The organism is Bradyrhizobium glycinis, assembly GCF_016031655.1.
Lineage (GTDB): Bacteria > Pseudomonadota > Alphaproteobacteria > Rhizobiales > Xanthobacteraceae > Bradyrhizobium > Bradyrhizobium glycinis.
This window is the reverse complement of the sequence record NZ_JACCHQ010000023.1, coordinates 40,219-61,625: the sequence shown is the minus strand read 5'-3', so window position 1 is coordinate 61,625 and position 21,407 is coordinate 40,219. Positions and strand designations below refer to the sequence as shown.

Here is a 21,407-nt window from a genome sequence, read left to right as displayed (position 1 = left end):
TAAATATACGTTCACGGGGTATCCAAAAAATTGCAAATCGAGGGCTTTCAACCGAAATCTGGAGCGCCGGCGCGCTTCAGGCGCCGGCGGGGGAGCGCACCGGCCGCAGCAGAAACGCCGGCAGATGCGAATGATCGCCCGGCTCGCTGTCGATCTCGCGCTGGCGGCGCGGCTCGGGACGGCCGATCGAGGGCACATGCGACGAATTCGCTTGCGGGCGCGCACCATGGCGCGGCTCGGATGATTGCCTGGCCTCGCGCGGAGGCCGTGCCTCGCGTGCGGGCCTCGCCTCGGGAGCCGGCCGTGCCTCGCCACGTGCCTCGCGCGGCTCGTGGCCGCGTTCGCGGTCATGACCGCGCCGCTCGCCGCGCTGCGACTTGCCGCGTCCGCCGCGTGAACGCTCGCGGCCGCGCTGCTCGCGCGGACGCTCGCCCTGTTCGCCCGCTTCGGCGTGGACGTCATAGTCGCCTTCGGCGCGCGGAATGCTCTGGCCGATCAGCTTCTCGATCGCCGCCATCGACTTCTGGTCGAGCGGCGTCACGATCGAGATCGCGGTGCCGGTTCGGCCGGCGCGGCCGGTGCGGCCGATGCGGTGGACGTAGTCGTCGGCGTGGTGGGGAACGTCGAAATTGAAGACGTGGCTGACCTCGGGAATGTCGAGGCCGCGGGCGGCGACGTCGGAGGCGACGAGGAGGGGCAGCTCACCCTTGCGGAACTGGTCGAGCGCGGCCATGCGGGCCGGCTGGTCCATGTCGCCGTGCAGGGCGCCGACGCTGAAGCCGTGCTTCTGCAGCGATTTGTGAACGATCGCGACCTCGCGCTTGCGATTGCAGAAGATGATCGCGTTCTTGAGGTCCTTGGCCTCGCGCAGCAAACGGCGTAGCAATTCGCGCTTCTCGTGCGCCTCGCGGCCAGCGGGCACCTGGGCTTGCGTAACAGTGACGGCGGTCGTGGCGGGCCTTGAGACCTCGACCTTCTGCGGATTGTGCAGGAAGGCTTCGGTGATGCGCCGGATTTCCGGCGGCATGGTCGCGGTGAAGAACAGGGTCTGCCGCGTGAAGGGGACGAGCTTGCAGATGCGCTCGATGTCAGGGATGAAGCCCATGTCCAGCATGCGGTCGGCTTCGTCGATGACGAGCAGCTCGACGCCGGTGAGCAACAGGCCGCCGCGCTCGGTGTGGTCGAGCAGGCGGCCCGGGGTTGCGATCAGCACGTCGACGCCGCGCATCAGCTTGGCATCCTGATCGCCGAAGGAGACGCCGCCGATCAGGAGGGCGACGTTGAGCTTCTGGCCGGCGCCGTAGCGGTCGAAGTTTTCCTTCACCTGGGCCGCCAGCTCGCGGGTCGGCTCGAGGATCAGCGTGCGCGGCATGCGCGCCCGGGCGCGGCCCTTTTCGAGGATGGTGAGCATCGGCAGCACGAAGGCCGCGGTCTTGCCGGTGCCGGTCTGGGCGATGCCGAGCACGTCCTTGCGTGCAAGGACGTGGGGAATCGCCTGTTCCTGAATGGGGGTGGGGGTGGTGTAACCGGTGGCCGCCACTGCGGCGAGGACTTTTTCGGACAGTCCGAGATTTGAAAAGGACATTGAGCCTCTGGTCGAAACCGCCGTTCGGAATCGAGGGTAATAAGGCTGTCGCGTTCCACCCCGAAACGGCGCGCTCTCAAAGAAGCTGGGGGTGCTGACTCACGCGGACAAAGCGCAAGGCTCAGGAATCGCTCTTCGATCTGAGCCGCGTCGACCCGGAACATAGGCGGGAATTGGCCAAAGTCAATGGAGCGGGCGCGGGAAGAGCCTAAAAAACCTGAGGTTTTTGCCCAAATCACGGGCGCGGCTGGGGTTTTCCCCGAGCCCCCGCGGCCCGGCCGCAAACCGCCAAGACGGCAGCTACCGCCTGTCCGTGCCTTCGGCCCGGAAATCACCGGGGGCCATGCCATAGGCGGCATTGAACACCCGGTAATAGGTCGCCAGGCTCTCGAAGCCACACGAGGCCGCGATTTCGGCGATCAGCCGCTCCGGCGCCTCGCGCAACAGGCGGCGGCTCTGTTTCAGGCGCTCGTCCGTCACCGTCTGGGAAAAGCTCTTCTCCGCCATCTCAAACAGCATGTGCAGGTGACGCACGGACACGCCGAGCAGGTCGGCCACCATGGCCGGCGCCAGATTGGGGTCCTGAAGGTGGCGCGCGATCAGCCGCCGGGCCTGCGAGAGGCGGGCGGTCCGCAGCGCCGCCTGTCCGCGCCGGCTGCCGGGCCGCACGATGCCGCGCTCGATCAGCGCCAGATGGGCCAAAGCCTGGGGAGGTCTTGACTGCTGAGGCCGCATCGTCCGCGGCGCTTTCGCCGAGATCGGCAAAGCAGGCCGCGAGCAGGGGCGCCAGGGCGGGATCGTTGAAGGTCCGGGGTGCAAGCTCGCGCAGGCGCTTGTCCTGTACCGGGATGCTGCTCACGGGGATCTTGAGGATCCGCAGGTGGAAGCCCCCGGTGCCCACCAGCGCGGCGGTGCGGTAGGGCAGGTCGGTGTGGCTAGTGGCGAAGCTGCCATTGGCAATGGCAAAGTCGCTTGTGCGCATGCCGCCGAACCAGCCGCCGCTGCCGAGCTGCTGGTAGACGCAGATCGCCTCACCCGGGGCGTCGGCGATGTCCGACGCGCTGCGCTCGACCGTGTAGGGCGAGGCCTTCAGCTCGACGAGGCCGGCGCCGCCCAGCTGGCGCAGCGAGAATTCGCCGAAGAAGTCCGCGCGCCGCTCGCGCGCGAGCTCGGCGGTGACGCCGAACAACCCCTTGGCGCGCACCTCGCGCCAATAGTCGAAGCGATCCTTCGGGTCGACCTCGTCCGTACACCAGTGCAACACGGCAGCCCCTCGCTCCCGGCGAAATGGTTTAAAAGGAAGCAGATTCCAGCGGAATCGGCCATGGCGTGGATCGCACAATCGGAGCCCCGGGGTCCTTGAACCGTGGTCAGGTCTGGGCCGACTATCACACAGCGGCAGGGGGTCCCCATGAACTGCCGTTCGAAGATCGGCGGCAGGGCCGGGTCTGCAACGGGAAATCTTGCGATGACGCGTCGGCTTTTCAGAATTCTGGCGGCCCTTGGCCTCGTGGCGGGCCTGAGCAGTTTCGCAGCGCCCGCCTGGGCCGAGAAGCGCGTCGCGCTCGTCGTCGGCAACAACGATTACAAGAACGTGCCGAAGCTGCTCAAGGCGGTCAACGACGCTCGCACCATGGGCGACACGCTGAGGCAGCTCGGCTTCTCGGTGATGGTCGCCGAGAACCAGAGCCGGCAGCAATTTTCCGAGACGCTGCTCGCCTTCGACAAGGCCATCGAGCCTGGCGACACCGCGTTCTTCTTCTACGCCGGCCACGGCTTCGAGATCGCCGGGCAGAACTATCTGCTGCCGACCGACGTGCCGGCGGCGACCGAAGGGCAGGAAGAATTGGTCCGCGACGCCTCGATCCTGGCAGACCGCATCGTCGAGCGGCTGCAGAACAAGAAGGCGCGGACTTCGATCCTGGTGTTCGACGCCTGCCGCAACAATCCGTTCGAGCGCAAGGGCACTCGCGCGGTTGCCGGCGGCGGCGGGCTCGCGCCGATGACGCAGCTGCCGGAGGGCGTGTTCTCGGTGTTCTCCGCGGGTCCCCGCCAGACCGCGCTCGATCGCCTCTCCAATGACGACGCCAATCCAAACTCGGTGTTCACGCGCACTTTCGCCAAGGAGCTGCTCAAGCCCGGCGAGAATCTGGTGCAGGTGGCGCAGCGCACCCGCCGCGCCGTCAGCGAGATGGCCGAGACCGTGAAGCACAGGCAGGTGCCGGTCTATTTCGACCAGATGGTCGACGATGTGTTCCTCAGCGGCCTCGCCAAGGACGCCGTCGCGCGTTCGGACGATCCGCCGCCAACGAAGCTTGCGGCGCTGCCGCCGGTGTCGGTGCCGCAGATGCCCAAGGAGGAGACCCTCAACGCGCCGATCGCGAGCTTCTCGCGGCACAATGGCGGCTGGAGCGTGACCTTCTCCTTCGCTGATCCGACACTCGGCATTTCCTGGCGCATGGCCGGCACGGGCGATTTCCGCGAGACCGGGTTCATCGACACGCTCGATCCGCGCACCCGCAAGCGGATGCCGAACCCGTCGATCGAGCTGCCGCCGGATGCGCAGGCCGGGACCATCGAGGTCCGTTACGTCGATCAGTCCGGCGACATGCAGGGCCCTTTCCCGATCAGGTTCGATCCCGAGGCCGCGCTGATCCGCGACCAGCGCAAGATCCTCGACATGACCTCGACGAGCTGGCTGTCGTTCCGCGAGTTCAACGGACTGCTCGTCTACTACACGCATCTCGTCTCCTACCGTTGCGCCATCCGCGAGGTGCGCATCGGCATCGACACCGCCGTGCCCAACCAGGTGCTGAAGATGCCGCCCTGCGACATGCGCGACCCCGGCGCGGTCAGCGCCGGCATGCCGCTCTACATGAAGCTCGCGCCGAGCACGAAATCCGTCTCGGTGGAGCTGACCTATCGCGACGGCAGCGTGTCGGAGATCAAGAGCTTTCGCAGCGCGAACCGGAGCAATAATTGAGGGGTTCGCTGTCGGCCACAGCGGAGTGGGCGTGATACCCCCCTGAGGAACTGGCTATGAGTTGTTATCCAGTTCATATGCCTCGCCTGCTGCGCGAGCTAGTCTGCGCTGATGACAGCGCCTGACGAAATCCTCGCTGGATGCCCACGGCGCAAGACGTGACCAAGAAGCGAAAGCCAAGCCGAGTGAAGTGCCATTAACTTTGTTAAATGCACGGTTTCGAACAGCGTGGCTGCCTTCCCGTTCCAGGGGGAGACTGATGCACACCTCAAAACATTGCAGAGATCAATCGTTGGAATGCTATCGATTGTCGCGGGAGACGCAGGACGAGACGGAAAGCAGGATGCTGAGAGATTTGGCTCAAAGTTGGCTTCGATTGGCCAATCAGATCGAGCGATATGCGGCGCATACTAAGCAGGTGCCATGAGGGGATAGCCGGGCGTCTCTCCAAGTGAAGCATTCAGGCAAGCCCGAGGCCTCAGCAGCGCTCAGTCTTCAAGCTCAGACGCAATATGCATCGCTTGCAGATGCCAAAACCATGACAGTACAGAAAACAATAGAGCTGGGCAGGCAGCCAAAAGCATCGCCCTCAAATTCAACGCCAGCATCGATCTGAGGAAAAACGGCGCCGCCATCATCGCCATCGCCAAGAGCGCGGCCCCGGCGCTCATACAGATGAAGAACAGAGCGCGGTGTCTTCGCACTTCGTTTCTCGCGGCCTTTCCCATTGGTTCCTCCAAGAATTGAGAGCGCTGCCTGGTGTCGCGCAATTTGAGGGTTATCAACTTCGCTGGGATCTCAGATCCTTAAGCTCGGCCATTTGCAGGAGCTCTTTGATCGCACCGGCTTAACAGTCACATCCCCAGTGATTAAACGGAGTTTGGTTGCGTGCTAGCAGTAGGCATTCTGTTAGCCTTGCTATCGGTCTCTTTTGGGGCCGGGTACCTGACCAGAGACTTCATCTCTCGTCGACGGCGCGCCGAAGCCCGGATCTGGACCGCCTACACCCAGCCCGAATGGTTGCGTCCGCCGGCTGCCAACCGCAATGATAAAGCGCCTCCCCAGGGCGAGCTTGGTGAAATGCTGGCCCGCTGGAATCAACGGAGACGCGCACGGCTTGAAGCGTCCAAAACTGTCTCCCGAGACAGCAACAAGCGTCGCTACTAAAGGGGGCGTCGTTCCTGAGCTTCGGCCGCGGAGAGTGCAGCGAGAAGGAGTGGCGGCAGCCCTGAGGGCGCGCGGCAGCCTTTGACCAAAGGTTGTGCTTGAAGTCGGGAGCAAGCTGCGCTTCGATAGCGGCGTTTTTTCCAAAGATCGTTTATCGCCGGTTGCTCCGGAAGCTTTTATGAAGGCTATTTTGCTCGCGCTCGGCAGCTGGTTGCTGTTGAATGTGCTTTATCTTCTGATCGTCATTCCACCACGCCGCAGCAGACCATTATCGCCCGTAGCTCGAGCAATCGATGCGTTCAGGCACTTCGTGCGAGGCCGCCGGCGACCGCCATCCTGAGAGAAGTGCCGGGAGCGGCGGCCCGCCCTGAGGGAGTGAACGCGGGCGTAAGTGGAATCTTCGAAAATGTGAACTGATATACAGATTTTCGGTCGAAATTTGTGGAAGCTACTTCGTGGTTAGGATGGAGATATGCTCGTGGAAACCCCGAAACAGTGCCGAGCCCAATCGATTGAATGCCTCAGCTTGATGCAAGCAACGCGGAACGAAACCGAGGCAAGACTTCTCAAATCTCTGTCGCAAAGCTGGGTTCGGCTCGCAAATCAGATTGATCGGTATCAATCGCTTCTCTCGACGCGCAATAGTCGACCCACCGACTAGTTACGTGCGCCGCTGCACGATCCACTCCGCGCCTGGAAATCCGCGAGCCGAAAAGCCGGAAGCGCCCGGCGTTAGACGTCGGAGATGACCGTCGTCTAACTCAATGATAATTCTGCCCGGCGACGAACTAACCACCTTGGTGCTGATAACGGTGGCATCGCCGAGTATAATCGGTAGATCGATTCCTTCCGGTGGATAGTCGTGCAGCATGGAACTGGTTCGCAACCAGATCTTCGCCCCGGTTTCAATCGTCCAATGCCTTGTGTGGCCCGCCCACTCCATCTATTCGTCCCCGCGGAGGTGCCACCTAGCGGTTTGTGGTAAGACAAACTTGACGTCCGACAACTCCCGCAGACTAAAAAATGCGGTGTTGTCGGCACGCCCGGACAACGAGTGGTTGTCCTGAGAGGGGTAATCGCGCCCTTGAAGGGAGTGACCGCTATTTGGCGGGAAATTGAGCGCGGGCTTCAAAAAAAGCCTGGCTCGCTTGTGCTCGAAGTAAACCGGCTTGGTGATAGCAAGATGCTCGCCAAAGCGGCGGGCAAATCTTGATCGATGCTCAGAGCGCGGATCGCGTCTGCAATGACAGCCGACCAACAACCTGCGGACCATAAAAGTTCGCTGCTGCATCGTCGGCGGGGGACCTGCCGGCATGATGCTCGGCTACCTCCTGGGACGGGCCGGCATCGACGTCGTGGTGCTGGAGAAGCATGCCGATTTCTTCCGCGACTTCCGCGGCGACACCGTGCATCCCTCGACGCTTCAGGTGATGGACGAGCTCGGCCTGATCGACGGCTTCCTGAAGCTGCCGCACCAGCGCCTGCAGAAGATGGACGGGCTGTTCGGTGGCACGCCAGTGCGCATTGCCGATCTCAGCCGGCTCCACACCAAGTACCCCTTCATCGCCTTCATGCCGCAATGGGACTTCTTGAATTTTCTGCGCGAGGCGGGCAGGCGCTTTCCCTCGCTCGAGGTGATGATGAGCACGGAGGCGATCGATCTGATCCGCCGCGGCGAGACGATCGCCGGCGTACGTGCGAAGACGCCTGACGGCATCCTCGACATCGAATCCGATCTCACCATCGCCTGCGACGGCCGGCATTCGACGGTGCGCGAGCGCGCCAGCCTTCGCGTCGAGGAGATCGGCGCGCCGATGGACGTGCTGTGGTTTCGCGCCGGCCGCAGACCCGACGAGACCGAGAACGTGTTCGCCCGGGTCGAGCCCGGCAAGATGATGATCACCTTCGACCGCGGCGATTACTGGCAGTGCGCCTATGTCATCGGCAAGGGGCAGTACGATGCGGTGAAGGCGAGGGGACTATCGGCGCTGCTCGACGACGTCGTGCGCATGGCGCCGATCCTCCGCTCCGGCATCGCCGAGGTGAAGAGCTTCGACGACGTCAAGCTGCTCACCGTCGCGATCAACCGTCTGACGCGCTGGACGCAGCCAGGCCTGTTGTGCATCGGCGACGCCGCGCATGCGATGTCGCCAATCGGCGGCGTCGGCGTCAATCTCGCCGTGCAGGACGCGGTCGCGACCGCGAACCTCCTGGCGGAGAAGCTGCAGCATGGCTGCCCGTCCGAGGACGAGCTCGATGCGGTGCGCCGCCGTCGCGAGTTCCCGGTGAAGATGACGCAGCGCATGCAGGTGGTCGTGCAGAACAACATCATCAGCGACGCCTTGCAGGGCGGCGATCGGCCGCTGAAGGTGCCGCTGGTCGTGCGCCTCATCACCGCGCTGCCGTGGCTGCAGGGCATTCCGGCGCGCCTGCTTGCGCTCGGCGTGCGACCCGAGCACGTGCATTCGCGCGCCGCGCCGCAATCCTAGCGTAGGACCTCACTAGGGATAACGCCGCGTGAATTCGCGCGCGATGCGTTGCACGCCTGCAACATCGTCACCGGATTGACGGCGCGGTGCCTGCCCAACCGCCACGTTAACCGTGTTGATTTCAATTTTAGTAAGAGCCGTCTGTGACCGTGCGCCCATCCAAGGACACGGGGTGTACCATGCGTAATAAATTGATTGCCGCCTTCGCCTGCACGACCGCTCTGGTTTCGACCGGTGCGGCCTTCGCCGCCGATCTCGGTGCGCGCTACACGAAGGCGCCCGCTTATGTCGAGCCGCTGTTCAACTGGACCGGCTTCTATGTCGGCGGCCATATCGGTGGCGCATGGACCAACGAGCAATTCATCAACAACGGGACCGGCGCGGCGTTCGGCGATCTTTCGCCCGGCGAGGGCTTCCGTCAGCGCAATTCGGGCGTGATGGGCGGCGCCCAGATCGGCTACAACTGGCAGGCCAACAACTACGTGTTCGGCGTGGAAGGCACGATCTCCGGCCTCGACAACAAGGGCACGCGCGTAAACGACGTGTTTGGCGTCGCGGACGACGTGTTCTCCTGGCGTACCAACGTGCTCGCGACCGTCGTCGGCCGCGCCGGCTTCGCCGTGCAGAACAACCTCTTCTACATCAAGGGCGGCTATGCCGGCGCGAACAACCGCCTCTCGGTCACCGACACCGTCGGTGTGGCGACGGGCTCGGGCGGACAAACCCATTGGGCCAACGGCTGGACCGTCGGCGCCGGCTGGGAATACGGCGTCACCCGCAATTGGATCGTCGGCCTCGAATACAATTACGCGGCCTTCGGCAGCCAGACCTATCAGCTCGGCGGCACGGCGGGCAATTACACCTTCGACACCAAGCCGCGAGACATTCAGTGGGCCGTGGTGCGCGCGAGCTACAAGTTCGACGCACCCACCATCGCCCGCTATTGAGCACGTCGACGCAACGCGACCAACGATCAAGAAAAGCACTGCCTCAATTCAAAAGCCCCGGCCTTTGTCCGGGGCTTCTTTTTGCGTTGTTGAATCGCTGGCAGGCCGGCCTCAGGCCATCACCGAGAAGCCGCCATCGACCGGGATCGCCGTGCCGGTGACGAAGTTCGACGCGGGCGATGCCAGGAATACGGCGATGCCGGCGAAGTCGTCGATGTCGCCCCAACGCCCCGCGGGCGTGCGCGCCAGCACACGCTCGTGCAGCCCCGAGACCTGCTGCCGCGCGCCGCGGGTGAGATCGGTGTCGATCCAGCCCGGCAGGATGGCGTTGACCTGGATGTTGTCGGGCGCCCAGGCATTGGCGCAGGCGCGCGTGTACTGCACGATGCCGCCCTTGCTGGCCGCATAGGCGGTCGCAAAGCTCGCCCCGAAGATCGACATCATCGAGCCGATGTTGATCACCTTGCCGTTGCCGGACGCCTTCAGCGCCGGATAAGCGAGCTTCGAGCACACGAAGGCGCTGGTGAGGTTGGTGTCGATCACCTTGTTCCACTCGTCGAGCTCGAGCTCGTGCGGCGGCTTGCGGATGCTCATGCCGGCATTGTTGACGAGGACGTCGATGCGGCCGAGTTCCTTGGCGACGCGGTCGATCATGGCTGCGACAGCCGCCTTGTCGGTCACGTCGGTGGCGACGGCGATCGCCTTCACCCCGCGCTGCCTGAGATCGGCCACGGCGGCGGCGGACTTGCTCTCGTTGCGTCCGACCACCGCGATATCGGCGCCGGCATCGGCCAGGCCGCGCGCCATGCCGAGCCCGATGCCACCATTGCCTCCCGTGACGATCGCGACCTTGCCGCGGAGATCGAACCGGCTGGATGTCATGCTTGTATTCCCTGGTTTCTTCTATTGGTTGCTCTGCCAGATCAGCACCAGCCCGAAGCCGGCCATGGCTGCGCCATAACCGGCCCATTGCAGCTGGTTGACCATGAAGCTCGATCGCGGCCACGGAACCGTGCCCGTGCCCTGTCCGATCCAGAGCAGGCCGAGAGCGGTTGCAAACAGGCCTGCCACCAGCAGAAATCTGCGCATGCCTTCCTCCCATCGGTCCGCTTCTGTCGCGCTCCACGGCTTCAACGATTGCCGCGGCCACGAAAACTTGGCGCCAGACTAGCCGTAGCTCTGGTGCCGATACAATGGGCCGTGGTCGTAAGGCCGCGGGGAGGACGCATATGATGCGCAAGATCATCCTGGGGGCGGCGGCCGTGGCCGCACTGGCCGTCGGTTACGCCGCTATTCCGCGTCAGGCGGATCTGCGGGCCTTCGATCCGGCCGAGATGGCGCGGCTGGAGACCGCGATGTGGCGCGACTATTACGACAAGCGCTATGCCGAGCTGTTCCTCCATCTCTATCAGTCGATCCGCACGCAGTTCGGATTTTCGCCGCTGCAGAGCCTGCGCGTCGCTCTCAATGCGGCCGAGGCCGCGAAGACGTTCCAGCCGACGCGGTCTCGCGCGGAGGCGGATGCGGCGCTGCCGGCTCTCGTGGCCTATTACCGGAACCTTGCGTCAGCCGCCTCCCTGGCATTCGACGTGGAGCAGGCCGCCCGGCTCGAGCTCGATTGGTGGCAGGCGCGGCGTGAGGCGGTCGCCCCGCGCGATTATGGCCTGACCATCGCGCGCGTGGCGGCGCTGACCTATGGCAGAGCAGATGACGATCCCAGCATCGGGCGGTTCGGCATTGCCCGAGCCGAAGCCATGGGGTTTCGCGATGCACGGGGCGAGGGGATCACCGATGCCGATTGGGCCGCGATCGAAACCCGGCTCGCCGGGGCATATGGAGCGCTCAAGGCAGGTGTCGGACGCTAGAGCATGATCCGGAAAAGCGCGTCGCGGTTGTCCGAAAAGATCATGCTCAAACAAAAGCCTAAGCGCGATGACGATTCATCCCAATCGCATCGCGCTGTAGAACCCAAAACGAAAAAGCCCCGGCGATGCCGGGGCTTTGACGCTTGATCGTGAGATCAGATCAGTACTTCGCGACGACCGGACCGGTCCAGTTGAAGCGATAGACCAGCGAGGTCGAGATCGTCTGGTTCCAGCTGTTGGCGCGGATGCTGGTCACGCCAGTCGGCAGGCCGGTGGCATCGACGATCTCATCCTGCGTCTTGGCATTGTAGAAGGCCGAACGATACTCGGTCTTCATGAACCAGCCGGGCGAGGTGATGCCGAAGATGTTCAGGCTGTTCTCGACGCCGCCGCCGACGAACCAGCCGTGACGATCGTAGCTGTTGAGATGAAGACCGACCGGAGTACCGCCCAGCGTCGTGAAGTTGGTGCGGCCGAAGTGGGCGCCGGAGTAGCCGCCGTTGACGTAGGAGAGAACGTTCGGAGCGACCAGCCAGCCGAGGCGCACGCCCGCGGCCCAGGAGGTTTCCAGCTTCTGGTTACCAGTGATGTCGAGGATCGGATCCTGGATGGTGGAGCGGATGCTGCCGAACTGAGCGTCGCCAAACACACCGGCAACCCAGGTGCCGCTGAACTGCCAGTCGTAACCAGCGCCGACCGTACCAAACCAGCCGGAACCGCCCTGACGCTGCGTGATCGTCAGCGGGGTACCCGTGGCTGTGCTGACAACCTGCTGGTCAGCGTTGGAAAGGCCGCCGCCGCCGCCGCCGAAGACATAGAAGCCGGTCCAGTTGGCGACGGGCGCCGGCATCGGGGCCTTCGCGTAGGGACGGGCGCCCAGGTCGGCGGCCGAGGCCGAGCCGGTCATCGCCGCAACCGCGGTCAGAGCGAGCAATGTCTTTTTCATTTTAAAGTCCCCAACCTTGTAGGCGCGAGCGCACTGAAGTCCGTGTCATCTGATGCCTGAACTATAGACGGTTCTCGCCGAAATGCTGTTGCCGGACAGGCACAGTTGACGGAAAACGCCGGTGCGGGGGCATTTGCGGCCCTGTCGCGAAGATCTGGAATAGTTATGATGTTTCAGTGCTTTGATAGATTTTGGGCGACTCGATTTTTGGTAACGTCTCGTTAGCAAGTTCGGCTTCGTCCGAAATGGAGGCAATCCTGCCCGGCCGCGGCATCCGCTGAGTCGCTGGCTGAGTCGCCGCGAGAATTCGGGAATCAACGGAAATCCCGCCAGCACACTAGGCAAGCTGGTCCGGATCGGCGGCCGCTGCCTCAAGCAACACAGCCCGGCTTTGGGCCGGGGCTGTGTTGGCGTGCGGCCGGTCTGGTTTGCCGCCTCACACGTCCAGCAGCTCGTCGCTGGCAAACTCGGCCTTGTCCGAGATGAAGGCAAAGCGCGCCTCGGCCTTGGTGCCCATCAGCCGCTCGACCGAATCCGCCGTGGTGTCGCGGTCGTCGGCCAGCAGCACCACCTTGAGCAGCGTCCGCTTGGCCGGGTCCATGGTGGTCTCCTTGAGCTGCGCCGGCATCATCTCGCCGAGACCTTTGAAGCGGCTCACCTCGACCTTGGCGTTGGCGTTGAACGCGCTCTTGAGCAGTGCCTCCTTGTGGGCGTCGTCGCGGGCGTAGACCGACTTGGAGCCGTGGGTCAGCTTGTAGAGCGGCGGCACTGCCAGGAAGAGGTGGCCTTCGTCGATCAGCCGCGGCATCTGCCGGTAGAAGAAGGTGATCAGAAGCGAGGCGATGTGGGCGCCGTCGACGTCGGCGTCGGTCATGATGATGATGCGCTGATAGCGCAGATCCTCCTCGCGATATTGCGCGAGGGTGCCGCAGCCGATCGCCTGCACGAGGTCGGAGAGCTGCGCATTCGCCGTCAGCTTGTCCTTGCCGGCGGAGGCGACGTTGAGGATCTTGCCCCGCAGCGGCAGCACCGCCTGGGTCTTGCGGTCGCGCGCCTGCTTGGCGCTGCCGCCGGCCGAGTCACCCTCGACGATGAACAGCTCCGAGCCCTCGGTGCCGGCATCGGTACAGTCGGCGAGCTTGCCGGGCAGGCGCAGCTTCTTGCCGGCGGTCTTGCGTGCGGTCTCTTTCTCCTGTCGCCGCCGCAGCCGCTCCTCGGCGCGGTCGATGACGAAGTCGAGCAGCCGGTTGGCCATGTTCGGATTGCCCGACAGCCAATGATCGAACGGGTCCTTCATCGCCTGCTCGACGATGCGCTGCGCTTCGGCGGTGGCGAGGCGATCCTTGGTCTGGCCTTGGAATTCGGGCTCGCGCACGAACACCGACAGCATCACGGCGGCGCCCACCATCACGTCTTCCGAGGTGACGGAGGCGGCGCGCTTGCCCTGGCCGACGCGCTCGGCGTGATCCTTCAGGCCGCGCAGCAGCGCGCTGCGCAGGCCGGATTCGTGGGTGCCGCCGTCGGGCGTCGGCACGGTGTTGGTGTAGGAAGAGAGGAAGCCGTCGGCGTCCGCGGTCCAGGCCACCGCCCATTCGCAGGCGCCGTGCGCGCCGTTGCGCCCCGACTTGCCGGAGAAGATGTCGGGATGCACCAGCGTGTCGGCGTGGATCGCGGCGGCGAGATAGTCTTTGAGGCCGCCCGGGAAGTGGAACGTCGCTTCCGCCGGCACGTCCTCGATGCCTTTGAGCAGCTCGGGCGCGCAGTTCCAGCGGATCTCGACGCCGCCGAACAGGTAGGCCTTCGAGCGCGTCATCTTGAACAGGCGCTGCGGCTTGAACGCGGCCTTCTGCCCGAAGATGTCGGTGTCGGGCTTGAAGCGCACGCGCGTGCCGCGGCGATTGTTGACCTTGCCGAGGTCCTCGAGCTTGCCCTTGGGATGGCCGCGCTCGAAGGTCATGCGGTACAGCTTCTGGCTGCGCGCGACCTCGACTTCGAGACGCGAGGAGAGGGCGTTCACCACGGAGATGCCGACGCCGTGCAGACCGCCCGAGGTCTCATAGACCTTGCTGTCGAACTTGCCGCCCGAATGCAGCGTGCACATGATGACTTCGAGCGCCGACTTCTTCGGGAACTTCGGATGCGGGTCGATCGGGATGCCGCGGCCGTTGTCGGTGACGGTCAGGAAGCCGTCAGCACTGAGCTCGACTCCGATGAAGGTCGCGTGCCCGGCCAGCGCCTCGTCCATCGAGTTGTCGATGACTTCGGCGAACAGATGATGCAACGCCTTCTCGTCGGTGCCGCCGATATACATGCCCGGCCGGCGCCGCACTGGTTCCAGGCCTTCGAGCACCTCGATGTCGGCTGCCGTGTAATCGGCTTCCCCGCCGTTGCGTGACGCCGCCTTGGCGGCGGCGCGGGTCTTCGGCTCGTCACCGCCGAAGAAATCGTCTTTTGCTTTTGGTTTCAATTGCTTGGACATATATCTTGATGCGTTTTGAGGGCCGCGGAAGCGGCGAATCGGTTAGGCCGACTATGCCACTTCTGACTCGGAAAGGTTACCGTAGGGCGGGCCGGGCGCTGTGGGTTGGGAGCGAATCCGGGCGATTTTACGCCGCAGCCGCGCCATTTCCCGGCAATTTGACGTGCCGGCCTTGGTGATGTCGAGTTTTGTGACTTGATGTCACACAAGTCCTTGGCTTACCAGTCCTTTTCATCGAGCAGCACCTTGAGACGGGGCGGGAAGGCTATTTTGGATGGAGCAGTTTGCGCACGCCCTTGCTGACTTCGTGCGCGTTCACCAGGCTTGGGCGGCGCCAATCGTGTTCCTGCTGGCCTTCGGAGAGTCGCTCGCCTTCATCTCGCTGCTGGTTCCGGCCTGGGGCGCGCTGGTGGCGATCGGTGCGCTGATCGGGGTCAGCGGCATCAACTTCGTTCCGGTCTGGATCGCCGGCGGCCTCGGCGCGGCGCTGGGCGACTGGGTCTCCTACTGGTTCGGCTACCGCTACAAGGAGCAGGTTGCCCAGATGTGGCCGCTCTCGCGCTATCCGGAGCTCTTGCCCAGAGGCGAGGCTTTCGTGCGCAGCTGGGGCATCCCTAGCATCTTCATTGGCCGGTTCTTCGGTCCCTTGCGTGCCTCCGTGCCGCTCGCGGCCGGCATCTTCGAGATGCCCTATTGGAGCTTCCAAGCGGCCAATTTCGTCTCGGCGCTGATCTGGTCGGCCGTGCTCCTGCTGTTCGGCGACGTGCTCGCCAAGATCATGGAATGGATCTGGCGGGTGATCTGACCGGGCAATCGGGCCGCCCGGTCAGGTCTCAGGCGAAGCCTACAGCGATGCGTTCCAGATCGCGGGGATCCAGCGATAGCCGGAGCCGTCCTTTTCCTTCTCGACCCGGACGAGGCCCGGGAAGGCGGCGTGGAAGGCCTGGATCGGCATCTTCTCGGCAATCGCCATGTCGTAGAGCTTGCGGCGCGTCTGCTGGGCCAGCGGCTTGTCGACGTCGGATGCGATGTTCCATTCGGGATGCTTCACGAACAGGAACGCTGCACCCGCGGTGATGTCGACCTGCACCAGCACCTTCTCGGCGCCGGAGGCGACGATGAAGGAATTGTGACCCGGCGTGTGGCCGGGGCTCGCCACCGAGGTGATACCGGGCGCGACTTCCTTGCCGGCCTCATATTGCGTGACCTTGCGGCCCAGAGCATCGAACACGCGGCGAATGTTCTTGAAATTGCCCTCGAGGATCGGATTGCCCATCCCCTTGCTCATCTCGCCGTCATCCATCCAGAACTTCCATTCCACCGCCGGCACCATGATCTCGGCATTGGGGAAGGCGGGCTTGTTCTCGGCTGCCAGCAGGCCGTTGATGTGGTCGCCATGGAAGTGGGAGATGATGACGGTATCGACCGCCGCGCGGTCGATGCCGGCGGCGGCGAGATTGCTTTGGAATTGGCCGACCTTGCCCTTCGTCTGCGTGAACTGATCGGGGCCGAGACCGGTATCGATGACGACGAGCTTCGGTCCGGTGTTGACCACCACCGGGTTGAAGGTGTGGGTGACCTTGTCGGCCGGCAGGTCGTACTCGGCGAACACTTTGTTGATGTCGTCCTTGCTGGCGCCGGGGGCGTAATTGTCGGTCAGATTGACGGTCGCAACGCCGTCGCAGACCACCGTGACCTGATGGGTTCCGACGTTGTAGCGATAGAAGCTCGCATTCTGTTTCTCGGCCAGGGGCGCGGCGGCGCTCGCGGGCGAGGTCTTGACGAAAGGCAGGAGCGCCGAGGCGGCGGCGCCGGCTAGCGTTGCGCGACGAGTAATCTCAGTCATGGTGATTTCCTGAGGCTGGGTGCGGAGACGGCTCGGAGCCCGGCGAAGTTGTGTCCCGCCGGTCGTTCTCGAAAACCCCTGTTGCTAGTGGAAATTCCACGGCGGCCCGATGACATCTGTGCGTATCCTGCCGTCGCGCGTGCGGCCTCCTGCCGTCCCACCGAACCGATTTGCTCTTGACCATGGAACTAACTGGCCTTATAGCCGCGCGCCATGATCAACGCCGCGACCATTCTGTTCGCCCGTCGCCGCCGCCGCAGCTTAGCGGTTTGGGCGGTCGATCGCGTTTGAGATCATCGTCTTTGCCGCTGGACCCGATCCGCGGCATCCTCTCTCCTGTCAGCGCGATCTGATCCGGCGGCTCCCCCGAGGAGGCCCAGCAGGAGACCACGATGTACACGCCACCCTTTTTCAAGCAGGACCGCGCCGCGAGCCTGAAGTTCGCCGAGGAGCGCGGCTTCGGCACGATGTGCGCCTTCGACGGCAGGAAGCCGATCGCCTCGCCGTTGCCGTTCTATCTGACCTATGCCGCAGACGGCACGCCGCAGGCCGCCTTTCATCTCGCCCGTCACAATCCGCTGCTAAAGCTGGCTGGCGGCGAGGCGTCGTGGCTGCTCGCGGTCAACGGCCCCGATGCCTATGTATCGCCGGACTGGTACGTCTCGCCGGATCAGGTTCCGACCTGGCTCTACCAGTCGGTGCATCTGAGCGGGCCGGTGCGGCTGTTGTCGGATGATGAGCTGGCGGTGCAGGTCGACACGCTGAGCGAGAAGTTCGAGAGCCGGCTGTTGCCGAAGCAGCCCTGGACCTCGGGCAAGATGACGGCGGGCCGGCTCGAGGCGATGAAGAAGGGGATCGTGGGGCTGGTCATGACTGTCGAGGAGGTCGAAGGCAGCTTCAAGCTGAACCAGCACAAATCCGACGCCGATTATGCGGCGATCGCCAATGCGCTCAGTGCGGGCGACGCCGACGCCAAGCAGATCTCACATCTGATGCGGCAGGCAAAGCCGCAAGCCTTCGCAGGACAAGCTTTCGCAGACGACACCAACATGCTCGAAGGGAGCACACCATGACCCTCGCTGACACCACCAAAGCTCCGGCCACGAGCGCGGCCAAGAAGCCGGCCACCGTCTTCGTCGACGGCGGTTCCGGCACCACCGGCCTCGGCATCAACGAGCGGCTGAAGCACCAGAACGACATCGTCGTGAAGGCGCTTCCCGACGACAAGCGCAAGGATCCCGCCGCCAAGAAGGCGCTGATGGAGGAGGTGGATCTCGTCATCCTTTGCCTGCCGGACGATGCGGCCAAGGAAACCGTTGCCCTGGTCGACAGCATGGGGGCTCACGCGCCGAAGGTGCTGGACGCCTCCACCGCCTACCGGGTCGCACCGGACTGGGCTTACGGCTTTCCGGAGCTGACGCCGGAGCAGGCCGGCAAGATCAAGGCGGCGAAGAAGGTCTCCAATCCCGGCTGCTATCCGACCGGCGCGATCGCGCTGCTGCGGCCGATCGTCGATGCCGGCCTGCTGCCGCCTGATTATCCCGTCACCGTCAATGCGGTGAGCGGCTATTCCGGCGGTGGCAAGTCGATGATCGCAAGCTTCGAGGATGGCAGCGCGCCGTCCTTCGAGCTCTACGGCCTCGGCTTCGAGCACAAGCATCTGCCGGAGATGCAGCTCTATTCGAACCTGACGCGGCGGCCGATCTTCATTCCTTCGGTCGGCAATTATCGGCAGGGCATGCTGGTCTCGGTGCCGCTCCAGCTCGACGCACTGCCGGGCAAGCCTGGCGGCGCCGACCTGCAAGCCGCGATGGCAAAGCGTTATGCCGGCTCGAAATACGTCAAGGTGATGCCGCTCCAGAACGAGGCGAGCAAGGGCGGCCGGCTCGAGCCGGAGGCGCTCAACGAGACCAACATGCTCGAACTCTACGTCTTTGCCAGCGACAAATATCACCAGGCGCTGCTGGTCGCCCGGCTCGACAATCTCGGCAAGGGGGCATCCGGCGCAGCCGTCCAGAACATGCGGCTGATGCTGGGTCTGCCAGAGGAGTAGGGTTCACTCCGGTGTGCCCCGGACGCAGCGCAGCGCTCTTGCGGTGCGCTGCAGAGCCGGGCCCATTGCTTCCTGCGTTGCGGCTTTCTGGGTCCCGGCTCGCGCTTCGCGCGTCCGGGACACTGACGTCAAAGCACCCCGAAGATCGCCAGCGCCAGCACGGCCTGGGCGAGGAAGCCGACGGTGAAGGCGAGGGTGCGGAACACCGGAATTCCGAGCGCGTAGACGATGGTGTGTGCGACGCGCGACCAGAAATAGACGGCGCAGGCGAGCACAGTCCATTTCGTGGAATAGTCGATCGCGTTCAGGATCAGCACCAGCGGCGCGAAGATCACGAGGTTCTCGACCGCGTTGTCATGCGCGAACATCAGCCGGTTCGCCCATTCCGCCTGCGGCTTGTCGCCGCGCGAGGGGTTGGCCATGGCGCCGCTCAACCCGCGAACCTGGCAGCGGTTGATGATGTAGGGAACCCACAGAACTCCCGTCAGGATCACCGTCAGTGTCAGCCAGAACAATTCGCGTGTCATAGTGCCGGTCCCCTGTGTCGTCGCTGGATTGAGGCTAGAGCATGATCCGGAAAAGTGTGTAGCGGTTTTCCGAAAAGATCATGCTCAAACAATTAGTCTATACGAAAGCGCGCCGGATTCCGCTACGCGCGAACTTTGACGTAGCTGCCGGGCGCGTCCTCGATCGGCGGGAATGCGTCGCTGCCGACCGCGCGCGCCGGGACTTCCTCGGGGTCGAGCTCGCCAAGCCACTCCCGCCAGTCCGGCCACCACGAGCCCTTGTGCTCCACGGCGCCCTTCATCCATTGCGCGACGCTGACGTTCTTGATGTTGTCGTTGGTCCAATACTGGTACTTGTTCGCGGCAGGCGGATTGACGACGCCCGCGATGTGGCCCGAGCCGGACAGCACGTATTTCACCGGGCCGCCGAAGAACTGCGAGCCGTAGAGCACCGATTCCGCAGGCGCGATGTGGTCCTCGCGGGTGGCGAGATTGTAGACCGGCACCTTCACCTTGGAGAGATCGAGCAGAGTGTTGTCGAGCACCATCGTGCCGGTGGAGAGCCGGTTCTCCAAGTAGCAATTGCGCAGGTAATAGGAATGGTTGGCCTGGGTCATCCGTGTCGCATCGGAGTTCCAGTGCAACAGGTCGAACGCGCTCGGCTGCTGGCCCTTCAGATAATTGCTGACCACATAGGACCAGATCAGGTCGTTGGACCGCAGCATGTTGAAGGCCATGGCCATCTTCGAGCCTTCGAGCACGCCGACCGTTTTCATGTCCTGCTCGAGCGCCGCGATCTGCTCCTCGTCGACGAACACGAGGAGATCGCCGGCATGGGTGAAGTCGACCTGGGCCGCGAAGAACGTCGCGGACGAGACGCGCTGGCGGCGCTTCTCGGCGAGCCAGGCCAGCGTGGTCGCAAGCATCGTGCCGCCGACGCAATAGCCGGCAGTGTGCACCTTCATCTCGCCGGTGATCTTCTCGATCACGTCCATCGCCGTGAGCGGGCCTTCCTTCATGTAGTCTTCCCAGCCCTTGTTGCCGAGCCGTTTGTCCGGATTGACCCATGAGATCACGAAGACGGTGATGCCCTGGTCGACGCACCACTTGATGTAGGATTTCTCCGGCTTGAGATCGAGGATGTAGAACTTGTTGATCCAGGGCGGCACGATCAGGAGCGGGGTGCGCAGCACCTTCTCCGTCGTCGGCGAATACTGGATCAGCTGCATCATCTCGTTCTGGTAGATCACCTTGCCCGGAGTCGTCGCCATGTTGACGCCGACGACGAGATTGTCCGGGTTGGACTGGCGGATCTTCAGCATGCCCTTGCCGGCGGCGATGTCCTCGGCCAGCATCTTGAGACCGCGCGCGAGGTTCTCGCCGCTGGACGCCACCGTCTCGCGCAGCACTTCGGGGTTGGTCAGCACGAAATTCGACGGCGAGAGCGCGTTGGTGACCTGCTGGACATAGAACTCGGCCTTGCGGCGCGTGTGCGGATCGAGGCCTTCGGCGTCGCGCACCAGCTCCTGCGCCCATTTGGTCGTGAGCAGATAGAGCTGCATGACGAAGTCGAAGAACTGGTTCGACTTCCATTCCGGATCGGCAAAGCGCTTGTCGCGCGGCGAGGGGGCGATCGCGGGCTCGGCGTCCTGACCGGCCATGCGGCGCACCGTCGAGCCCCACAGGTCGAGATAGTCCTTGGCGAGCTTGGTCTGGAGATCGGACGAGCGGGACGAGTCCGACAGCCAATATTCGGCGACCGACGTGAACGTCTTGACGACCTCGGCAAGCTCGGCCGGCGGGCGATCCTGCACCTCGCCGCTCTCGCGCGGCTTGAGGTAGGCGGCGAGCGCCTTGCCGCCGCTCTCCATCGCCCGTGCGACGTTCATCGCGAAGGCTTCGGCATCGAACTTCGTCTCGGGTTTCGGCGTATCGGTGGTGGCCATACTCATGCGCAGAACAGTAACGATTCATTCCGTATTCGTCACCGCGAAGCTCGCATGTTTGACGTTAAACGCTCTCGAAGATGTGTTGCACTGCGACAAATCTTCTTGGTTCCGTCACAATCGGGCCGCACGGCTCGGCTTGTTGGGCATCGGCTGTTTTCTCGCTCTAACCATTTTGGGCAGCAATGGTTTGAGCTTGGGCACGGTCTTGGGTAAGCTTTCCCGGGGCCGTGCATTGGGACGAGTAGGGGATTTCCCAAGTGTTGGCGTTGTGGGACCTGCAAAAGACGCTGCCGATCCGCGGCGTAGTGCTGATCGCGGCGTTCGCCCTGGGCGGGTGTTCGAGTCAGCTCGCGGATCTGGCGCCGGCGGATGCGCCGCCGCGTGCCAGGGAGCCCGGGACCTATCTGCCGGTGCACGATCTGCCGCCGGATCGCGATCAGGCGATCATCCCGCTGGAGCAGCGCACCAAGATCGAGGCCGAGCTCGCCGCCGCGCGCGATCGCCAGGCCGCTGCCGCCAAAGACGCCAAATAGTAGGCCCGTGACCCGCTAGAGCGGCAAGGTAATCGCTGGCGCCTCCGCCTTGCCGTGCT

Annotated in this window: 17 protein-coding genes and 1 pseudogene; 8 read left to right on the top strand and 10 right to left on the bottom strand. The window is 64.0% G+C overall.

Annotation, left to right across the window (positions count from 1 at the left end; all coding sequences use genetic code 11):
• Window positions 1-76: 76 nt before the first annotated feature.
• Both HZZ16_RS27560 and HZZ16_RS27555 read right to left on the bottom strand, forming a co-directional pair.
• Window positions 77-1,585, bottom strand: coding sequence for a DEAD/DEAH box helicase (locus tag HZZ16_RS27560; protein WP_197952973.1), 1,509 nt, complete (start codon window positions 1,583-1,585; stop codon window positions 77-79).
• 300 nt (window positions 1,586-1,885) lie between these two features.
• Window positions 1,886-2,849 (bottom strand): annotated as a pseudogene (locus tag HZZ16_RS27555) (helix-turn-helix transcriptional regulator).
• 204 nt (window positions 2,850-3,053) lie between these two features.
• Between HZZ16_RS27555 and HZZ16_RS27550 the strand changes: the two are divergent.
• Entirely contained in the window at window positions 3,054-4,568 is a 1,515-nt protein-coding gene (locus tag HZZ16_RS27550) for a caspase family protein (protein ID WP_197952972.1), read from the top strand.
• Window positions 4,569-5,056: 488 nt separating this feature from the next.
• On the opposite strand, the gene HZZ16_RS27545 is transcribed toward HZZ16_RS27550, so the two are convergent.
• Window positions 5,057-5,296 (bottom strand): hypothetical protein, encoded by a 240-nt coding sequence (locus HZZ16_RS27545; RefSeq protein ID WP_197952971.1) that lies wholly within the window; start codon window positions 5,294-5,296, stop codon window positions 5,057-5,059.
• Window positions 5,297-7,048: 1,752 nt separating this feature from the next.
• Between HZZ16_RS27545 and HZZ16_RS27540 the strand changes: the two genes are divergently transcribed.
• Complete coding sequence (locus HZZ16_RS27540; protein ID WP_197952970.1) at window positions 7,049-8,224, top strand: FAD-dependent oxidoreductase; 1,176 nt, start codon at window positions 7,049-7,051, stop codon at window positions 8,222-8,224.
• Window positions 8,225-8,403: 179 nt separating this feature from the next.
• Window positions 8,404-9,171: an outer membrane protein gene (locus HZZ16_RS27535; RefSeq protein ID WP_197952969.1), complete on the top strand. Its 768-nt coding sequence runs from the start codon at window positions 8,404-8,406 to the stop codon at window positions 9,169-9,171.
• A gap of 111 nt (window positions 9,172-9,282) precedes the next feature.
• On the opposite strand, the gene HZZ16_RS27530 is transcribed toward HZZ16_RS27535, so the two are convergent.
• Entirely contained in the window at window positions 9,283-10,053 is a 771-nt protein-coding gene (locus tag HZZ16_RS27530) for an SDR family NAD(P)-dependent oxidoreductase (RefSeq protein ID WP_197952968.1), read from the bottom strand.
• A gap of 21 nt (window positions 10,054-10,074) precedes the next feature.
• Complete coding sequence (locus tag HZZ16_RS27525; RefSeq protein ID WP_025036050.1) at window positions 10,075-10,260, bottom strand: hypothetical protein; 186 nt, start codon at window positions 10,258-10,260, stop codon at window positions 10,075-10,077.
• A 140-nt stretch (window positions 10,261-10,400) separates the two neighbouring features.
• On the opposite strand from HZZ16_RS27525, the gene HZZ16_RS27520 reads away from it, so the two are divergent.
• The gene (locus HZZ16_RS27520) at window positions 10,401-11,036 is read left to right on the top strand and encodes a hypothetical protein (protein ID WP_197952967.1); all 636 of its coding nucleotides are present in this window, start codon (window positions 10,401-10,403) and stop codon (window positions 11,034-11,036) included.
• A gap of 160 nt (window positions 11,037-11,196) precedes the next feature.
• On the opposite strand, the gene HZZ16_RS27515 is transcribed toward HZZ16_RS27520, so the two are convergent.
• Window positions 11,197-11,982 (bottom strand): outer membrane protein, encoded by a 786-nt coding sequence (locus HZZ16_RS27515; protein WP_197952966.1) that lies wholly within the window; start codon window positions 11,980-11,982, stop codon window positions 11,197-11,199.
• 436 nt (window positions 11,983-12,418) lie between these two features.
• Window positions 12,419-14,461, bottom strand: coding sequence for a DNA topoisomerase IV subunit B (gene parE, locus HZZ16_RS27510; RefSeq protein ID WP_197952965.1), 2,043 nt, complete (start codon window positions 14,459-14,461; stop codon window positions 12,419-12,421).
• A gap of 274 nt (window positions 14,462-14,735) precedes the next feature.
• Between parE and HZZ16_RS27505 the strand changes: the two genes are divergently transcribed.
• Window positions 14,736-15,266: a DedA family protein gene (locus HZZ16_RS27505; protein WP_197952964.1), complete on the top strand. Its 531-nt coding sequence runs from the start codon at window positions 14,736-14,738 to the stop codon at window positions 15,264-15,266.
• 39 nt (window positions 15,267-15,305) lie between these two features.
• Here HZZ16_RS27505 and HZZ16_RS27500 read toward each other — a convergent pair whose 3' ends face one another.
• Window positions 15,306-16,307 (bottom strand): MBL fold metallo-hydrolase, encoded by a 1,002-nt coding sequence (locus HZZ16_RS27500; protein ID WP_197952963.1) that lies wholly within the window; start codon window positions 16,305-16,307, stop codon window positions 15,306-15,308.
• Between the two features lie 392 nt (window positions 16,308-16,699).
• On the opposite strand from HZZ16_RS27500, the gene HZZ16_RS27495 reads away from it, so the two are divergent.
• The gene (locus HZZ16_RS27495) at window positions 16,700-17,380 is read left to right on the top strand and encodes an FMN-binding negative transcriptional regulator (protein ID WP_197952962.1); all 681 of its coding nucleotides are present in this window, start codon (window positions 16,700-16,702) and stop codon (window positions 17,378-17,380) included.
• Window positions 17,377-18,360, top strand: coding sequence for an N-acetyl-gamma-glutamyl-phosphate reductase (argC, locus tag HZZ16_RS27490; RefSeq protein ID WP_197952961.1), 984 nt, complete (start codon window positions 17,377-17,379; stop codon window positions 18,358-18,360). The genes HZZ16_RS27495 and argC overlap by 4 nt, the downstream gene beginning before the upstream one ends.
• 128 nt (window positions 18,361-18,488) lie before the next feature.
• Here argC and HZZ16_RS27485 read toward each other — a convergent pair whose 3' ends face one another.
• Window positions 18,489-18,887, bottom strand: a complete 399-nt coding sequence (locus HZZ16_RS27485; RefSeq protein WP_197952960.1) for an MAPEG family protein — start codon at window positions 18,885-18,887, stop codon at window positions 18,489-18,491.
• Window positions 18,888-19,009: 122 nt separating this feature from the next.
• Window positions 19,010-20,818 carry a PHA/PHB synthase family protein gene (locus HZZ16_RS27480; protein WP_197952959.1) on the bottom strand — a complete coding sequence of 603 codons (1,809 nt, stop codon included), beginning with the start codon at window positions 20,816-20,818 and terminating at the stop codon, window positions 19,010-19,012.
• 254 nt (window positions 20,819-21,072) lie between these two features.
• On the opposite strand from HZZ16_RS27480, the gene HZZ16_RS27475 reads away from it, so the two are divergent.
• On the top strand, window positions 21,073-21,348 hold the full coding sequence (locus HZZ16_RS27475; RefSeq protein WP_197952958.1) for a hypothetical protein: 276 nt from the start codon (window positions 21,073-21,075) through the stop codon (window positions 21,346-21,348).
• Window positions 21,349-21,407 lie beyond the last annotated feature (59 nt).

Bases quoted from the DNA above. Each gene is read 5' to 3' on its own strand.
- HZZ16_RS27500 (WP_197952963.1), bottom strand. From the start codon at position 16,307: ATGACTGAGATTACTCGTCGCGCAACGCTAGCCGGCGCCGCCGCCTCG.
- HZZ16_RS27545 (WP_197952971.1), bottom strand. From the start codon at position 5,296: ATGGGAAAGGCCGCGAGAAACGAAGTGCGAAGACACCGCGCTCTGTTC.
- HZZ16_RS27540 (WP_197952970.1), top strand. From the start codon at position 7,049: ATGATGCTCGGCTACCTCCTGGGACGGGCCGGCATCGACGTCGTGGTG.
- HZZ16_RS27480 (WP_197952959.1), bottom strand. From the start codon at position 20,818: ATGAGTATGGCCACCACCGATACGCCGAAACCCGAGACGAAGTTCGAT.
- HZZ16_RS27505 (WP_197952964.1), top strand. From the start codon at position 14,736: ATGGAGCAGTTTGCGCACGCCCTTGCTGACTTCGTGCGCGTTCACCAG.
- HZZ16_RS27535 (WP_197952969.1), top strand. From the start codon at position 8,404: ATGCGTAATAAATTGATTGCCGCCTTCGCCTGCACGACCGCTCTGGTT.
- argC (WP_197952961.1), top strand. From the start codon at position 17,377: ATGACCCTCGCTGACACCACCAAAGCTCCGGCCACGAGCGCGGCCAAG.
- HZZ16_RS27560 (WP_197952973.1), bottom strand. From the start codon at position 1,585: ATGTCCTTTTCAAATCTCGGACTGTCCGAAAAAGTCCTCGCCGCAGTG.
- HZZ16_RS27515 (WP_197952966.1), bottom strand. From the start codon at position 11,982: ATGAAAAAGACATTGCTCGCTCTGACCGCGGTTGCGGCGATGACCGGC.
- HZZ16_RS27530 (WP_197952968.1), bottom strand. From the start codon at position 10,053: ATGACATCCAGCCGGTTCGATCTCCGCGGCAAGGTCGCGATCGTCACG.
- HZZ16_RS27495 (WP_197952962.1), top strand. From the start codon at position 16,700: ATGTACACGCCACCCTTTTTCAAGCAGGACCGCGCCGCGAGCCTGAAG.
- HZZ16_RS27550 (WP_197952972.1), top strand. From the start codon at position 3,054: ATGACGCGTCGGCTTTTCAGAATTCTGGCGGCCCTTGGCCTCGTGGCG.
- parE (WP_197952965.1), bottom strand. From the start codon at position 14,461: ATGTCCAAGCAATTGAAACCAAAAGCAAAAGACGATTTCTTCGGCGGT.
- HZZ16_RS27525 (WP_025036050.1), bottom strand. From the start codon at position 10,260: ATGCGCAGATTTCTGCTGGTGGCAGGCCTGTTTGCAACCGCTCTCGGC.
- HZZ16_RS27485 (WP_197952960.1), bottom strand. From the start codon at position 18,887: ATGACACGCGAATTGTTCTGGCTGACACTGACGGTGATCCTGACGGGA.
- HZZ16_RS27520 (WP_197952967.1), top strand. From the start codon at position 10,401: ATGATGCGCAAGATCATCCTGGGGGCGGCGGCCGTGGCCGCACTGGCC.